The organism is Nostoc sp. NZL (assembly GCF_015714705.1).
In the GTDB taxonomy this organism is placed as follows: Bacteria; Cyanobacteriota; Cyanobacteriia; order Cyanobacteriales; family Nostocaceae; genus Nostoc; species Nostoc foliaceum_A.
In genome coordinates, this window is the sequence record NZ_WBKL01000058.1 from 23,104 (window position 1) to 40,409 (window position 17,306).

The 17,306-nt window shown below is 41.2% G+C and carries 5 protein-coding genes and 1 pseudogene; all 6 read left to right on the forward strand.

The features are described from left to right. The first annotated feature begins 82 nt into the window (after window positions 1–82). Window positions 83–7,882 (forward strand): non-ribosomal peptide synthetase, encoded by a 7,800-nt coding sequence (locus F8R90_RS08065; protein ID WP_196510323.1) that lies wholly within the window; start codon window positions 83–85, stop codon window positions 7,880–7,882. 97 nt (window positions 7,883–7,979) lie between these two features. Further along, complete coding sequence (locus F8R90_RS08070) at window positions 7,980–9,158, forward strand: 2-isopropylmalate synthase (RefSeq protein WP_196510324.1); 1,179 nt, start codon at window positions 7,980–7,982, stop codon at window positions 9,156–9,158. 93 nt (window positions 9,159–9,251) lie between these two features. Continuing rightward, window positions 9,252–13,466, forward strand: a complete 4,215-nt coding sequence (locus F8R90_RS08075; RefSeq protein ID WP_196510325.1) for a non-ribosomal peptide synthetase — start codon at window positions 9,252–9,254, stop codon at window positions 13,464–13,466. Window positions 13,467–13,519: 53 nt separating this feature from the next. Next, window positions 13,520–14,698 (forward strand): 2-isopropylmalate synthase, encoded by a 1,179-nt coding sequence (locus F8R90_RS08080; RefSeq protein WP_196510326.1) that lies wholly within the window; start codon window positions 13,520–13,522, stop codon window positions 14,696–14,698. A 209-nt stretch (window positions 14,699–14,907) separates the two neighbouring features. After that, window positions 14,908–16,935, forward strand: coding sequence for an ABC transporter ATP-binding protein/permease (locus tag F8R90_RS08085; protein ID WP_196510327.1), 2,028 nt, complete (start codon window positions 14,908–14,910; stop codon window positions 16,933–16,935). 30 nt (window positions 16,936–16,965) lie between these two features. After that, window positions 16,966–17,306: pseudogene (locus F8R90_RS08090) on the forward strand (GUN4 domain-containing protein); the annotation flags it as partial.

Here is a 17,306-nt window from a genome sequence, read left to right on the forward strand (position 1 = left end):
CGCAGTAGTTTCAAGAACTCATTTACCGCTATTTCATTATTATCGTCAGGCGATTTTCAACATAATTGTCAGGAATAAAATTATGAGCGATCTACTAAAACGTCTTGAAAATCTTTCACCAGAAAAACGAGAATTAGTCCTACAAAAACTAAAAAAACAACAGCAACTCTTTGGACAGGATAATGACAGGAAAACTCCACTTCTAACACCCACATCGAGACAACAATCTCTTCCTCTCTCTTTTGCACAAGCTCGACTGTGGTTTCTCGACCAACTAGAAGGCGAAAATTGTGCCTATAATGTCCCTTTTTTCTGGCAACTTAGTGGATTTCTGAATATAGCTGCTTTAGAACAAGCTCTTAGAGAAGTTGTTCAACGTCATGAAGTCTTACGCACTAGTTTTGCAGTTGTCGATGGCGAACCAATACAGGTGATTCACGCTCATCCCCAACTGATGATGCAAGTGCTAGATTGGCGACAATTGACAGAAGAAAACCAGTTAAGCAAAGCGCAGCAGTTAGCGACAGAAGAGTTACAACAGCCATTTGACTTATCAAACCCTCCTTTACTGCGGGTAAAGTTGTTGCAACTGACTGACCAATCGCATCTGTTGTTGCTCGTCATCCATCATATTGTTTGTGATGGCTGGTCAATGCAGATATTCAGCCGTGAATTGTTCAGCATTTATAGCGCACTTTGCGCCAAAGAACCGTCTCCATTACCCGAATTATCTCTGCAATATGCCGATTTCGCTCACTGGCAAAGACAATGGCTACAGGGAGAGGTACTCGAAACCCAACTTAATTACTGGCAAAAACAATTAGCCGCAGTTCCACCCCTGTTAGAATTGCCCACAGATAGACCCCGCCCATCAGTTCAAAGTTTCAGAGGGCGTAGTGAGTTTTTAGAACTGAATCAGGATTTAACGCAGAAGTTGAAGCGTTTAAGCCAGGAATCAGGAACTACTCTGTTTATGACTTTACTGACAGTATTTACGCTGTTACTTTCGCGCTACAGTGGTCAAAAGGATATTGTCGTTGGTTCTGCGATCGCTAATCGCAATCGTCGAGAAACAGAATCACTAATTGGTTTTTTTGTCAATACCTTAGCTTTACGTACCAATCTGCAAGGAAATCCAAGTTTCTTAGAATTACTTGAACGAGTCAAGCAAGTAACTCTGGATGCTTATGACCATCAAGATTTACCCTTTGAGAAACTGGTTGATGAATTGGGATTGGAGCGATCGCTCTCTCATCATCCCCTGTTTCAAGTGGCTTTTAGCTTGCAAAATGAAACCCAGCAGCAACTAGAAACCAATGGATTAACTCTGACCCCCTTCAAGTGGGAAAACACAACGACTCTGCTTGATTTGTCGCTGATTTTCCGCGAAACTCCTCAAGGTTTAATAGGAGAGTGGGAATATGCAACCGATTTGTTTGCAGCTAAAACTATTCAACGGATGACGGGACATTTTGCAGTTTTAGTTCAGCGAATTGTCGATAATCCTCAACAACCCATCGATACCCTACCGTTGATTACAGAAGCTGAACGTCAGCAACTGCAAAACTGGAATCAAACTCAAACTGATTACCCCGACGATAAAACTTTGGTTGACTTGTTTGAAGCTCAAGTCGCCAAAACTCCTGATAATCTCGCCTTGGTTTTTGAATCTCAAAGCTTAACTTACCAACAACTCAATCACAAAGCCAACCAACTCGCTCATTATCTAATTCAAAATCACCAAATTCAGCCAGATACCTTAATTGGTATCTGCGTTGAACGGTCTTTAGAAATGATTATTGGTGTACTCGGTATCCTCAAAGCAGGTGGTGCATACCTGCCGATTGACCCTAGTTATCCAGAAGATCGGATTCAGTGGATGTTACAAGATAGTGGAACTTCGGTGTTGTTAACCCAAAGTTTCCTGACAGAAAAATTACCTCTAACTCAACTAGAAAATCCCTGTCAGATAATTTATTTAGATCAGACAGATTTTTCTGAGACGTTAATAGATAATCTCAGTCCAAAAAGTACGCCTGATAATTTAGCGTATGTAATTTATACTTCTGGTTCGACGGGACGACCCAAGGGGGTGATGATTGAGCATCGAGGGTTGACTAATCTGGCTTCTTCTGTGGCTAACACTTTGCAAGTTCAACCCCACAGCCGTTTTCTTCAGTTTGCTTCTTTTAGTTTTGATATTTCTGTTGCTGAAATTGCTCCCACTCTAGCCACGGGTGCTTGTTTATATCTTGCTAAAAAAGACACTTTGTTACCCGGTCAGGGCTTGGTTGATTTTTTAGGCGATCGCAAAATTTCCCACATTATTGTACCCCCCTCCGCTTTATCGGTATTACCTCAAGCGACCTTACCCGATTTGCAAATTATAGGCGTTGGTGGTGAAGCTTGCCCAGCAGAATTAGTAGCACAATGGGCAACTGGGCGAAATTTCTTCAATGGCTATGGGCCTACGGAATCTACAGTTAGTGCGAGTATAGGCGTTTGTGAACCTAATGGCAAAAAACCGCCCATTGGTAAACCGTTATCCAATGTCCGCATCTACATTTTGGATGCTCACAATCAACCATTACCCCCAGGAATACCTGGAGAATTATGCATTGCTGGCGTTGGTTTAGCACGAGGCTATCTCAACCGTCCCGATTTAACCGCCGAAAAATTTATTGAAGTTGAATTATTTGGCAAAATTGAGCGAATTTACAAAACTGGCGACTTGGCAAGATGGGAAGCTGATGGCAACCTTGAGTATCTCGGTCGCATTGACGATCAGATTAAACTAAGGGGCTTCCGAATCGAGCTTGGTGAAATTGAATCGCTATTATTGCAACACCCTTCAGTTAAAGAAGCGGTTGTTATTTTATATGAAACTGATCATAATCCCAGGTTAGTTGGTTATATTACGGCGGCAGAAAAATCCAGCAATTTAGGCAGTCAACTCAAGGATTATCTGAAAATTCGCCTGCCGAATTATATGGTTCCTAGCCAGATTATGGTGTTGGATCAGTTGCCCCTTACACCTAACGGTAAGCTAGATCGCAGAGCGCTACCAGCGCCAGATACAGTCACTTCGACTAACTTTGAAATACCAGTCACGCCAACGGAAGAACTGCTGGCGACTTTATGGCAAAGTCTCCTGAAAGCTAAGTCCGTTGGCCGCCAAGATAACTTCTTTGAATTGGGTGGACATTCTCTGTTAGCAACCCAATTAGTTACCCGCATTCGTGACAGTTTTGGAGTGGAATTGCCTGTCCGCAAGGTATTTGAGCAAAGCATTTTATCTGAGTTGGCAACAGAAATTGACAAAGCATCTTCAGTAATTGCTTTACCTCCCATCACACCACAACCTGAAAATGCTCCTAAAACTCTGTCCTTTGCTCAATCGAGACTCTGGTTTTTAGCCCAACTTGAAGGCACTGGAACCTCGGCTACCTACAATATGTCAACGGCTCTGCAACTTGAAGGCAAGTTGAATATAGAAGCGTTACGTGCAAGCTTTGATTATCTCCTCGATCGCCATCCCATTTTACGCACCTATTTCCCAGCCTTGGAGGGACAGCCGCAAGTAGTCGTCCAAAATCTAGAGGATATAGAAGTACTGGCAATCGCAGATTTACAATCACTTAATCCCCAAACTCAAGCAGAAACTGTACAACGGTTATCAAATACCCACGCCCAAGAACCCTTTGACTTAAATACTGGTCCTCTGTTCAAAGCGAAATTGCTGCAACTAAGCGAACAGAAAAATGTATTGCTCTTGAATATGCACCACATTATTAGTGATGGCTGGTCAATGGGGGTATTTAAGCGGGAATGGGAACAGGCTTATTCAGCTTTTGCTACGGGGGATACTCCAAATTTGTCACCGTTGCCGATTCAGTATAGCGATTATGCAGCTTGGCAGCGCAGTTGGTTACAAGGAGAGATTTTAGAAAATCAGGAAAATTATTGGAAACAACAACTAGGCGATGCTCCCCGATTGCTAGATTTGCCTACCGATCATCCCCGTCCAGCGCAACAAAGTTACGAAGGTGGGCGCGAGGAATATTGTTTGAGTGGCGAATTGACTGAGAAACTCAAAATCGTCAGTCAAAAACACGGGGTTAGTTTGTTTATGACCCTGTTGACGGCTTTTAATATTTTGCTATTGCGTTACAGCCGTCAAGAGGATTTATGTGTTGGTTCTGCGATCGCTAACCGCACCCACAGCCACACAGAAGGGTTAATTGGCTTTTTCGTCAATACATTGGTATTGCGGAGCAAAATCAAGCCAGAGCAAGGATTTAGTCAGTTACTCCAACAAACCCGCCAAACTTGCTTAGATGCTTATGCTCATCAAGATATTCCCTTTGAATATTTGGTAGAACAGTTACAACCAGAGCGCAGTTTGAGCCATAACCCCTTATTCCAAGTGATGATTGTGTTGCAAAACACCGAAGGGGCGGGGACAAATGTTAGTTTACCAGGGCTTGATATTCAATGGTTGGATCAAGATTATCCATTTGCCAAGTTTGACTTGACACTTGACCTTTGCGAAAGGGATGGTCAACTACGCTGTATGTGGGAATATGCCACCGATTTATTTGAAGCAGAAACCATTCGGCGCATGGCGGGACACTTTGAAGTCTTGCTTGAAGCAATCACTGAAAATCCCCAGCAGATGGTCAGTAAGCTGCCCTTGATGACAACAGCAGATATCCAACAACTGCAACTTTGGAATAAAACTAACACCGATTATCCCAAAAATCAGACTTTAGTTACTCTGTTTGAACAACAAGCAGCACAAACGCCCGATAACATTGCGGTGGTGTTTGAAGACCAAAGCCTGAGTTATCAAGAACTGAACCAAAAAGCTAATCAGCTAGCGTATTCTCTATTAGAACTCAAAGCAGAGCAACAATTACCTGATAATCCATTGATAGCGATTTGCGTAGAGCGATCGCCAGAAATGGTTGTTGGCTTGTTTGGTATCCTCAAAGCAGGTGGGGCGTATGTACCAATTGACCCCAATTACCCACAAGAACGCATTCATTTCATGCTCGAAGACTGTGGAGCAAGGGTTTTGCTAACCCATAGTCAACTCAAAGATAAATTAGCGATCGCAAATAAAGAAACTCTCCCCCACCCCGTAGTAGAGACGCGATTAACCGCGTCTCTACCGAAGGTACTATGTTTAGATAAAGATAACTTTGCCAACCAATCTACAGATAACCCAAGTTGCCAAAGTCAACCCAATGATTTAGCTTATGTCATTTACACATCAGGCTCCACTGGGCAACCCAAAGGTGTACAACTACTACACCGTGGTTTAACTAACTATTTGCACTGGGCCAAAGACTTTTATGCAGTAGCGCAAGGGCAAGGTACACCTGTGCAGTCTTCCCTTAGCTTTGATGCAACCATTACCTCTCTTTACCTACCTCTAATTTGTGGGCGTACCACCACCTTAGTAAGAGAAAAACAAGAGATTGAAGCTTTAGCAAACATTGTCAAACAGAACAAACATCTCTCCCTTGTCAAAATCACACCGTCCCATCTGGAAATCCTAAATCAGCAACTCAATGCTGATGCTATGCCAAATCGGGTTAATGCCTTTGTTTTAGGCGGTGAGGCATTACATACCAACCAGATAAGACCGTGGCTGACTCATGCCCCCAATACCCGTTTGATCAACGAATATGGGCCAACAGAAGCGGTTGTGGGGTGTTGTGTCTACGAAGCAACTGGGAAGATGGATCTAATTGGCGATTTATTAATCGGACAGCCAATTGCTAATGCACGTATTTACATTTTAGACAACCAAAACCAACCCCTACCTCCTGGTATTCCTGGCGAACTTTGTATTGCGGGTGCTGGTTTAGCCCGTGGCTATCTCAACCGTCCCGAACTGACAGCAGAAAAATTTATAGAACTCGACTTATTTGGCGAACGAGAACGAGTCTACAAAACCGGAGATTTAGCCAGATGTTTGCCTGACGGTAATTTAGAATATCTGGGGCGAATTGACAACCAAGTAAAACTGCGCGGCTTTCGGATTGAATTGGGTGAAATTGAAGCCTTGTTAGCCAAACACCCGAAAATTCAGCAAGCAGTTGTGATTTTACAAAGAGAAGATGCGATCGCTCAACGCTTGCTAGCTTATATTGTACCCACACCAACAGATAAAGACTTTGAAGATAAAAGTCTGCAAGTTGAACAAGTCGAATTATGGCAACAAGTTTTCAGTGATAGCTATTCTCAGCAACAAACCCCAATCGATGATCCAACTCTGAATCTAGCTGGTTGGAATGATAGCTACACAGGAAAACCCATTCCCCAAGCAGCGATGCGGGAATGGCGAGATACAACGGTTGCCCAAATTCTGGAACTTGAACCCAAACGGATCTGGGAAATCGGTTGCGGGACAGGAATGTTGTTGTTTAAAATTGCGCCCCATTGTCAGCATTATTTGGGTACAGATTTTTCACTTGAAGCGTTGCAGTATATTGAACAACATCTCAAACAGCAGTCTCTTAACGACAAAGTTACTTTAAAAACCAGTGCAGCTAACCAATTTGATGGTATTGAGACCAATGCTTATGACTTGGTAATCATCAATTCTGTTATCCAGTATTTTCCCTCTCTGGATTACTTTTTACAAGTGTTGGAGGGAGTTGTTAAAGCTGTGACAACTCAGGGTTCAATCTTTATTGGAGATGTGCGTAATCTTCAACTACTAGAAGCTTTTCACACCGCAGTCGAGTTTTATCGCGCCCCCGATTATCTGTCAATTAGAGACTTGCGTCAACAGATTAAAAAAAGCATTGACACCGAAGGCGAATTACTAGTTGATCCTGATTTCTTTATTGCCCTAAAACAAAGAATTCCTCGGATTACTCAGGTGCAAATTCAATTACAACGGGGTTATGCTCAAACGGAAATGAGTCGTTTTCGTTATGACGTTGTTTTACACCTAGATCAGACAGATACTCCCGTTGCCGAACCACAATGCTTAGATTGGCAAGCTGAAAAACTTAATTTGGAAACAATCGAGAGAATTTTAACAACTCAGCAACCGGATTTGTTACGCATTAACAATATTCCGAATGCTCGTCTAACCTCAGAAATGGCGCTGTTAGAAGAAATTGCTCAATTAGATAGTACTGTTTCAGATTTAAAAGCCGCAATTGCCCAAGCCAAACCGGGGATAGAACCCGAAGCGTTCCGAACTTTAACGCGAGATTTACCCTATACGGCTTTTATCCAAAATAACCCTACAAATTTTGCTAATTACGATGTTGTTTTTCAACGGAATATCCCCGGACAAGTTACATTGCCACGATTTACTCAAGGAGAAAACTTACAACTCAAACCTTGGCAAGATTACGCAAATCAACCGTTGCAATATCGCACTAATCAAGTTGATCCAACTTTATTAGCTGAATGGCGAGATTTTCTGGTTCAAAATCTGCCTGATTATATGATTCCTAGCCATTTCACTGTCTTAGAAAAACTACCACTAACACCAAATGGAAAAGTAGACCGGAAAGCTTTACCTGCACCCAATGCAACCGTTTCATCAACAGACATTGAATTACCTGTAACCTCGACAGAAAAATTGCTGGCCCAATTGTGGGCGAAGCTGCTTAAATATGCAGCGCTCGCCCGCCATGATAACTTCTTCAATTTGGGGGGTCATTCTTTATTAGCCACTCAACTGTGCTACCGCATCCGCGACATATTCAACGTAGAACTACCTCTGCGTAGGGTATTTGAGTATCCCACCCTCACTGAATTAGCAAATTATCTCGATACCTGCATTTGGATTAATGCCTCCACCGCAGATATGCAACCTTTAAACTCAGACGAAGAGGAAATTGAACTGTGACGCAAGTATGACCTGGAAAAGGATCAATTGCCACTTACAGCAGTAGTCTTTTGTCAAACGAAATCTGAATCTTTTCTTTTTTAAGGAGTATAAAACAATGGAAACCCTTCCTATCAAAATCTACGATGATACCCTGCGCGATGGAGAACAACAAGCGGGCGTTTTCTTCTCTTATCCAAATAAACATCAACTCGCCCATTTAATTGCCCAGACGGGGGTTCATGGAATCGACGTTATGCCCTTTATCTGCGAACAAGAAACTGAACTAGCTAAAACATTAATATCAAAAGGATTGGATGGTCTGATTTTTTCGGCTACCTTAATGAACAAGAAGTTCATTGATCAAGTAAAAGACTGCGGTATTAAGCGAATCGTCATGATCTATGCGCTTTCTGACCGACTACTCTTTTTGAGAGATCCTCAGATCCGTTTGATGAGCGAGTTTCAAGGAAAAACTATTGATGATGACATCCCAGCTAAAGTAATCGATAGAATTCGCCAAAATGCTATTGATTCAATTGTCGAAAATTTGCACTATGCCACAAAGGTTGCAGGACTCACCGTAGACTTTGCAGGCGAGGATACCTCAAGAGCCGATTTTGACTTTTTAGTGCAATGTATCCGCTCTTTTAGTCCTTATATCGAACACTTTATCCTCTGTGATACAGTAGGAATTCTCACTCCAGAAAAGAGCTATGTCTGGCTTAATGACCTGCTCCAATCTACTACAGGAGTAGCATTGGGTGTACACTACCACAATGATATGGGTATGGCTCTCGAAAATACCCTCCAGTCCCTGATGGCGGGAGCAACTTTAATATCGGGTACTTTTTGCGGGATTGGAGAGCGAGCCGGAAATGTTGCCATTGAGCAGGTGTTAAATGGATTGCGAGTCCGCTTTGGAATTGAAGTCAGTGGAATTAATTATGATGCGATCGCAGCAGTAACTAATTACATTGATAAATTAGGAGTTCGTCCCGCTCGCCCTTACTCTCAAGGTGCTCAAAGGCATGAAACGGGTGTTCATATCAATTCTTTGTTGTCTGACTCCAAAAGCTATGATGCTTTTGCTCACAGCACTATAGACGTTATTTTCGGCAAATGGAGTGGAGCTAGTAATTTCCAATATCTGTTTGAAAAACAACTCCACAATCCCCAACCTAGAGAGCAATATGAGAAAATGCGCTCCGCAATCAAATCTCTTGCTATTGAAGAAGAACGTTATTTTACAGCAAACGAAGTGTTGGAGTTATGGAAAAATGGGGCCTTTAATTAATCCGTGCGATCGCGCAGCGTCTCCGTTCGCGCAGCGTCTCCGCCAGGAGAAGGAGAATCGCATTACCTGCGGGAATGAAAAGAAAATTGAACTATGACACAAAAAGAGCAAGTAGTTTCTTTAATGCTGCGTTTGCAGAACATCGGATGCCGAATTTGGGCTGAAGATGATAAATTACGTCTGCGTACAACCAAAAACGCCTTAACTTCTGAACTCAAGCAGGAAATTCAAGCCAACAAAGCAGAGATATTAGCCTTCTTAAATTCTGCCAAAGCCGGATCTGTCATTGCAGAAGAAATTCCAACCTTGCCAGATGATGCCCCAAAGCCCCTTTCCTTTGCTCAACAACGCCTCTGGCTGTTAGCGCAACTCCAAGGGCCATCAGCTAGTTACAATATGCCGATGGTTTTACAACTAGATGGAAACCTCAATATTGATGCTTTGCATTCTAGTTTGGCCTATCTGCTGAATCGGCATGAGAGTCTGAGGATGTATTTTCCCACAGTGACGGGACAACCTCAAATTGCGATCAAAAATTTAGATGACATCGAAGTTTTAACTGTACAAGACTGGCGAAACCTTAATGAACAAATTCCGTCTCCAACTATCCAGCATTTTATCGATGCTCATGTTCAAGAACCCTTTGACTTAAATACTGGGCCTTTATTTAAAGCAAAATTGCTGCAATTCAAACGGCAGAAATATGTGTTGCTCATCAATATGCACCACATTATCAGTGATGGCTGGTCAATGGGAATCTTTGTCCGTGAGTTACGACAAGTTTATACCGCCTTTTCTGAAAGTAAGGCCCCAAAGCTGTCTCCATTAGCTATTCAATACAGCGACTACGCAAACTGGCAACGAAATTGGTTACAAGGAGAAGTCTTAGAAACCCAGATCAAGTACTGGAAAAATCAACTCAGCGATGCTCCCCCATTATTGGAGTTACCTACCGATTATCCCCGTCCAGCATTACAAAGCTACCGAGGCGATCGCGATCGCTATTCCTTACCGCCTGAGTTGACTCTTGCCATTAAAACTTTAAGTCAACAGCAAGGTGCAAGTCTATTTATGACTTTGTTGGCAGCTTTCAGTATTCTGCTTTCTCGTTACAGTCGCCAAGAAGATTTATGTATTGGTTCTCCTATTGCTAATCGCACCCACAGCCAAACAGAAGGATTAATCGGCTTTTTTGTCAATACCTTGATACTACGTAACCAAATCAAACCTGAGCAAAGTTTTATCGAGTTCCTACAACAAACTAGCCAAACTTGTTTAGATGCATACTCTCATCAAGACATTCCCTTTGAGTATCTGGTAGAACAGTTGCAACCAGAACGCAGCATGAGCCATAATCCCTTATTTCAGGTCATGTTAGCACTGGAAAATAACGAAAGTCCCGACCTAAGTTTGCCAGGACTAGAGATTGATTGGCTCCCATTAACCTATCCGTTTGCTAAGTTTGACCTAGCAATTCTGGTCATAGAATCTGATAACCAACTAGATTTAACTTGGGAATACGCCACCGATCTCTTTGATCAGAGCACTATACAAAGGATGGCAGAACAGTTTGAAGTTTTACTGAAGGGAATTGTTGATAATCCTGGGAAACCTATCAATACTCTGCCTTTGATGACAGCGCCCGAACTTCTACAACTGCAACGCTGGAATCAAACGGAAAATGATTATCCCCACGATAAAACTCTAGTTGAGATATTTGAACAACAAGTTGAAAAAAATCCTCATAATATTGCTTTAGTATTTGAATCTCAACAGTTAACTTATCGAGAACTGAATCAAAAAGCGAACCAACTAGCTCATTATCTAATTCAAAATCACCAAATTAAGCCAGACACTTTAATTGGTATCTGTGTTGAACGGTCTTTAGAAATGATTATTGGTGTACTCGGTATCCTGAAAGCAGGTGCGGCTTATGTGCCGATTGATCCCAATTATCCTAAAGAACGGATTGGGTTCGTGTTAGAAGATTCTGGGACATCGGTGTTACTGACGCAAAGTTTCCTATTAGACCAATTACCCCTAGCTAACCTCAAAAAACCCTGTCAGATAATTTGTTTAAATAAGGTAACTTTTGCCGAAGCTTCAAAAGAAAATCCTAGCCCTCAAAGTACGCCTAATAATTTAGTTTATGTAATTTATACCTCTGGTTCGACGGGGCGACCAAAGGGGGTGATGATTGAGCATCGCGCAATTGTCAATTTAAGTTTGGCTTGGGCTGAAACTTTTCAAGTTCAATCCCAAAGCCGTTTACTTCAGTTTGGTTCTTTTAGTTTTGATCTATCTATTGCTGAAATTGCAACTACCTTCGTCACAGGTGCTTGCTTGTATCTTGCGAAAAAAGAAACCTTGTTACCCAGTCAAATCTTAGTTGACTTTTTAGCTGATCACAAAATTACCCACAGCTTTTTATCTCCCTCGGCCTTATCTATTTTACCTTCAGCAACCTTACCCGATTTGCAATCCCTAACTGTTGGTGGTGAAACTTGTTCAGCCGAATTAGTTACTCAGTGGGGAAAGGGAGTGCGTTTCTTTAATTGCTACGGGCCTACGGAATCTACGGTTAATGCTGCGTTAGCTATGCTTGCTGGAGGCATCGCACTCTGTCATCCTAATGGAAAAAAACCACCCATTGGTCAACCATTATCTAATATCCGTATCTATATATTAGATGCTCAAAATCAACCATTACCCCCAGGAATACCTGGAGAATTGTGCATCGCTGGTGTGGGTTTAGCACGAGGCTATCTCAACCGTCCCGATTTAACCGCCGAAAAATTTATCAACATTGAGTTATTCGGTAAACTTGAGCGAATTTATAAAACAGGCGACTTAGCAAGATGGCGAGATGATGGAAACCTTGAATATTTAGGTCGCATTGACGATCAGATTAAATTACGGGGCTTTAGAATTGAACTCGGTGAAATTGAATCGATTTTGTTGCAACACTCATCAGTTAAAGAAGCAATTGTCATTTTATATAAAACTGAGAGCAACCAGAGTTTAATTGCTTATGTAACGGGAATCAACAATGATTTGTCCACCCAACTTAAAAATCATCTTAAATCCCGTCTACCCGATTATATGATACCTGCTCAGATAATTGTATTGGATGAGTTACCTTTAACTCCCAATGGCAAATTTGACCGGAAATCTTTACCTGCTCCAAATGGTGTAGTTGAGGGCTTATATGAATCCCCACGCAACGCAGTTGAACAGCAATTGGCACAAGTTTGGTCTACTGTCCTCGAACATCAAAACATTGGAATTCATGATAACTTTTTCGAATTGGGCGGTCATTCTTTATTAGCTATCAAACTACTCAATAATATTCAACAAGTCTTCGAACAAAAACTTTCTTTAAGTAATTTATTTCAGAATCCTACTATTGCTCAACTCGCAGAACAACTTTGGAACACTGAGGTTCAACAGTCAAATCCCGATTTACTTTCACTCCAACCTCAAGGAAATGCAACCCCTCTATTTATTCTTCCTGGCGCAAACGGACACGGCTTCTATTTTCGAGATTTGGCAATCAATTTAGGAACTAAGCGGCCAGTGTATGGACTCGAAACTCCGGGACGAGATGGCTCTAGCGCACTCCCTGATTCAGTAGCAACTCATGCGAGTCAACTGATTGAGCTATTACGTAAACAGCAAGCTAAAAGTCCATACATATTAGCAGGGTACTCTTCAGGTTGTGCCGTTGCTTTTGAAATAGTTTCCCAACTCGAACAGCAAGGTGAAACGGTGAGTTTACTAGCTATTTTGGACGCTGGACTAGTTTCTAAGCCAGAGTATTTTACTGATAGAGCAGAGCTTGATTGGATTTGGCAATTGATTCGACGAATTGAAGTCTTAAAGGGAGTTTCTTTAGGACTGCAATACGACGATTTAGCGACTCAACCCAATGACCGAGCTAGGTGGGATTTAGCAGCAGGCTATCTATACCGACATAATGTTTTACCGGAGCACTCCACCCTTTCTTTACTCAAAACCAATATGAAAGTGATGAAAGTGCTAACGCTCAATTACGCAAATTATCAGCCTACTCATCGAATTTCTGCCCCCATTGTTTTATTCCGCGCTCAAGAAGTTAAGGAGATTGTTTTGCAAGAACTCCAAGCTATTTCTGATTACGACCTACCCGATTGGGGATGGCAAGCCTATACTCAAAAGCCTGTCAAGGTGATTTCTGTACCTGGAAACCACGGACTTATGCTTTATGAACCCAATGTCAAACTATTAGCCACACAATTACAAGTCTTGATGCTAGAGGGAGCAAAGTAGAGTATTCTGGCTCCTTATTTATCCCACCCTAAAATAATTTTGCGAGAGGTCTAATGGAAACACTTCCGATCAAAATTTACGATGAAACCCTGCGGGATGGAGAACAACAAGCAGGCATTTTCTTCTCTTACCCAACTAAACAAAAACTTGCCCATCTAATTGCTCAAACAGGAGTTGCTGGATTCAACGTTATGCCCTGTGTATGTGAGCAAGAATCTGAACTGACTAAAACATTAGTATCAGAGGGATTTGATAGATTGATTACTGCCGCTACCTTAATGCAAAAGCAGTATATTGATCATGCAAAAGACTGTGGTGTTAAGCGCATCATCCTTTTTCAGGGTCTTTCCGATCGCCTACTCTTTCTACGAGATCCTCAGATCCGTTTGTTGAATGAGTTTAAAGGAAAAACCATTGATGACGATATCCCAGCAAAAATAATCGAGAGAATTCGCCAAAACGCCATTGATGTAATTGTCGAAAATTTGCAGTATGCAACTACGGTTGCTGGTCTCAGAGTAGACTTTGCCGCCGAGGATGCCTCAAGAGCCGATTTTGACTTTTTAGTGCAATGTATCCGTTCTTTTGGCCCTTATATAGAACACTTCATGCTCTGCGATACAGTCGGAGTCCTGACTCCAGAAAAGAGCTATATCTGGATTAACGACCTGCTCCAACGGACAACAGGGGTTGCTTTCGGAGTACACTACCACAATGACATGGGCTTGGCTCTCGAAAATACTCTCCAGTCCATCATGTCCGGGGCTAGTTACGTATCGGGTACATTTTGCGGAATTGGTGAACGAGCCGGAAATGTTGCCATTGAGCAAGTGTTAAATGGGTTGCGAGTCCGCTTCGGAATTGAAGTCAAGGGGATTAACTATGATGCGATCGCTACTGTGACTGATTACATCGAGGAATTGGGTGTTTGTCCAGCTTCACCTTACTCTCAAACTGCTCAACGCCACGAATCAGGTATCCATGTCAATTCTTTGTTTAGCGACCCTCAAAGCTATGCTGCTTTGCCTTACAACAGCATAGAGGTTCTCTTCGGCAAATGGAGTGGAGTCAGTAATTTTCAATATCTATTTGAAAAGCAACTGCAAAATCCTCAACCAAGGAAGCTATATGAAAAAATGCGCTCAGTGATTAAATCTCTTGCTGTTGAGCAAGAACGCTATTTTACAGCCAAGGAGGTATTAGAGTTATGGAAAAATGGAGTCTTTAAATAATCTTTTTTGTCATGTAGTAGCTCGCAGTTCTTGTGGAGTGGGAAAGAATATCTGCGATCTACACTACATCCCACGGCTAAAGCATATAGGTTTTGTTTGCAAATTACTGTACACAACCTAAAAGCATTGCAAAATAAAAGATGTAGTCAATATAGTAAAATACCAAAGTTATTCAGTCAGCCTCAAGAGCCTCAACTGATTTTTACAACATGCAATCTAAAACTGTTCTTAATCAACCCATAAAAAATACTACTTCAGCTCTTACTCAATTTTGGGAGAATGTCAAAGCGATCGCAGGCCCTTACTGGTATCCCACAGAGGCATGGGGACGAGCATTTTCAGATGTGATTCGTGCATGGGGAATGCTCATTCTCTTGATATTATTAATCATCACGCTCGTGGGTGTAACTGCCTTTAATAGCTTCGTTAGCCGCTATTTGGTCGATGTCATTATTGAAGATAAAGATTTTAATAAATTTGTTGATACATTATTGGTTTATGGTGCTGCCCTGATCTGCGTAACGCTCTTAGTAGGATTTACTAAATTTATCAGAAAACAAATTGCTCTTGATTGGTATAATTGGCTAAATAATCAAATTTTAGAAAAATATTTTAGCAATCGTGCTTATTATAAAATAAACTTCAAGTCTGATATTGATAACCCAGATCAACGTCTAGCCCAAGAAATCGAACCTATTACCCGAAATGCCCTTAGCTTTTCAGCTACTTTCCTAGAAAAAGTGCTGGAAATGGCGACTTTTTTAATAATTGTCTGGTCAATTTCTCGATTTGTTGCACTTTGTCTCGTTGTGTATACGATTCTAGGCAATGTGATTGCTGTTTACTTGACTCAAGAATTGAATAAGATTAGTCAAGAAGAACTTGAATTTAAAGCCGATTACAGTTATGCACTGACTCATGTTCGTAATCACGCTGAATCGATAGCTTTTTTTCAGGGAGAAAATCAAGAATCAAATATAATTCAGCGAAGATTTAGTAATCTCATAAAAAGTGCTAAACGCAAAATTGATTGGGAAAGAAACAAGGATATTTTTAGCAGAGGATATCAGGCTATTATCCAAATATTTCCATTTATAGTACTCGGCCCTTTACATATTAGAGATGAAATTGATTTTGGAGAAGTTGGCCAAGCCAGTTTAGCTTGCAATCTCTTTGCTAATGCTCTAGCAGAATTAATCAATGAATTTGGAACTTCTGGACGATTTTCTAGTTATGTTGAGCGTTTGGGTGCGTTTACAGATGCGTTAGAATTTGTTACCAAAGAACCAGAGAAAGTAAGTACTATTAAAACAGTAGAAGAAAACCATCTCGCTTTTGAGAATGTCACCTTACAAACGCCCAACTATGAGCAGGTGATCGTTGAAGATTTGTCATTGTCTGTTCAGCCAGGAGAAGGTTTATTGATTGTTGGGCCCAGTGGTCGAGGTAAAAGTTCTCTGTTGAGAGCGATCGCTGGTTTGTGGAACGCAGGAACTGGTCGTCTGGTGCGACCTTCCTTAGAAGAAGTTTTATTTTTGCCCCAACGTCCTTATATAATTTTGGGAACTTTGCGCGAACAGTTACTCTATCCTAATACGAATCGTGAAATGAGCGATGCAGAACTCAAAGAAATTTTGCAACAAGTTAATCTGCAAAATTTGCTCAGTCGAGTGGATGGTTTTGATACTGAAGTTCCTTGGGAAAATATCCTCTCGTTGGGAGAACAACAACGTCTTGCATTCGCACGGCTATTAGTTACTCGTCCTAGCTTTACTATATTAGATGAAGCAACGAGTGCTCTGGATTTGATTAATGAAGAAAAGTTATATCAACAGTTACAATCAACAAAAACAACTTTTATCAGTGTTGGACATAGAGAAAGTTTGTTTAATTACCATCAATGGGTCTTAGAACTATCGCAAGATTCAAGTTGGCAACTTGTAACCGTTCAGGATTATCGGCTTCAAAAAGCAAAAGAATTTGTCACTAATCCTCCCGAAAATGGTGAAATCACAATAGATGTTTTACCCAATAGTGAATCCCAAAGTCAACCAAAAATATCGACAGAGATAGACACAATCGTAGGGCTTTCTCATAAGGAAATGCAGACATTAACAGACTCTAGCATTAGCACCATCAGGAGCAAGGCTAGCCTTGGTAAGTCCATTACTACTAAAGATGGCTTTACGTACCGCTATGAAAAAGACCCGAAAGTGTTGAAATGGGTAAGAGCTTAATAACTATTCATAGTTTTGAAAATCAAGGTCATGCTAACTAAACAGCAAAAACAACTAATTACTTACGAAACTATTTCAATTTACGAACAAACCTATCAATTACCCGTCCTAAAAAATAAGGGTGTAAAAGCAGTTCAAAAAAATATTCGAGAACGGCAAAGATTAATCAAAGAAGGTGTTAGATATCATCATCATTTTGGGGGAATAATTAAGCGAAAAGAAGAAATAAGCCAGGGAGAAGTTTTTAATGAAATCCAATTATTTATCAAAGATTACAGTCATATCATTGATTTCTTAGAAAGTTATAAGAATAATTATCATGATTTTTTATTAATTCTTGCGGATGATTTAAAAAAATTATTCAAACAGAA

What these genes read in the sequence shown, in the direction of transcription:
- F8R90_RS08065 (WP_196510323.1), top strand. Translation starts at nt 83, where the DNA reads ATGAGCGATCTACTAAAACGTCTTGAAAATCTTTCACCAGAAAAACGA.
- F8R90_RS08070 (WP_196510324.1), top strand. Translation starts at nt 7,980, where the DNA reads ATGGAAACCCTTCCTATCAAAATCTACGATGATACCCTGCGCGATGGA.
- F8R90_RS08075 (WP_196510325.1), top strand. Translation starts at nt 9,252, where the DNA reads ATGACACAAAAAGAGCAAGTAGTTTCTTTAATGCTGCGTTTGCAGAAC.
- F8R90_RS08080 (WP_196510326.1), top strand. Translation starts at nt 13,520, where the DNA reads ATGGAAACACTTCCGATCAAAATTTACGATGAAACCCTGCGGGATGGA.
- F8R90_RS08085 (WP_196510327.1), top strand. Translation starts at nt 14,908, where the DNA reads ATGCAATCTAAAACTGTTCTTAATCAACCCATAAAAAATACTACTTCA.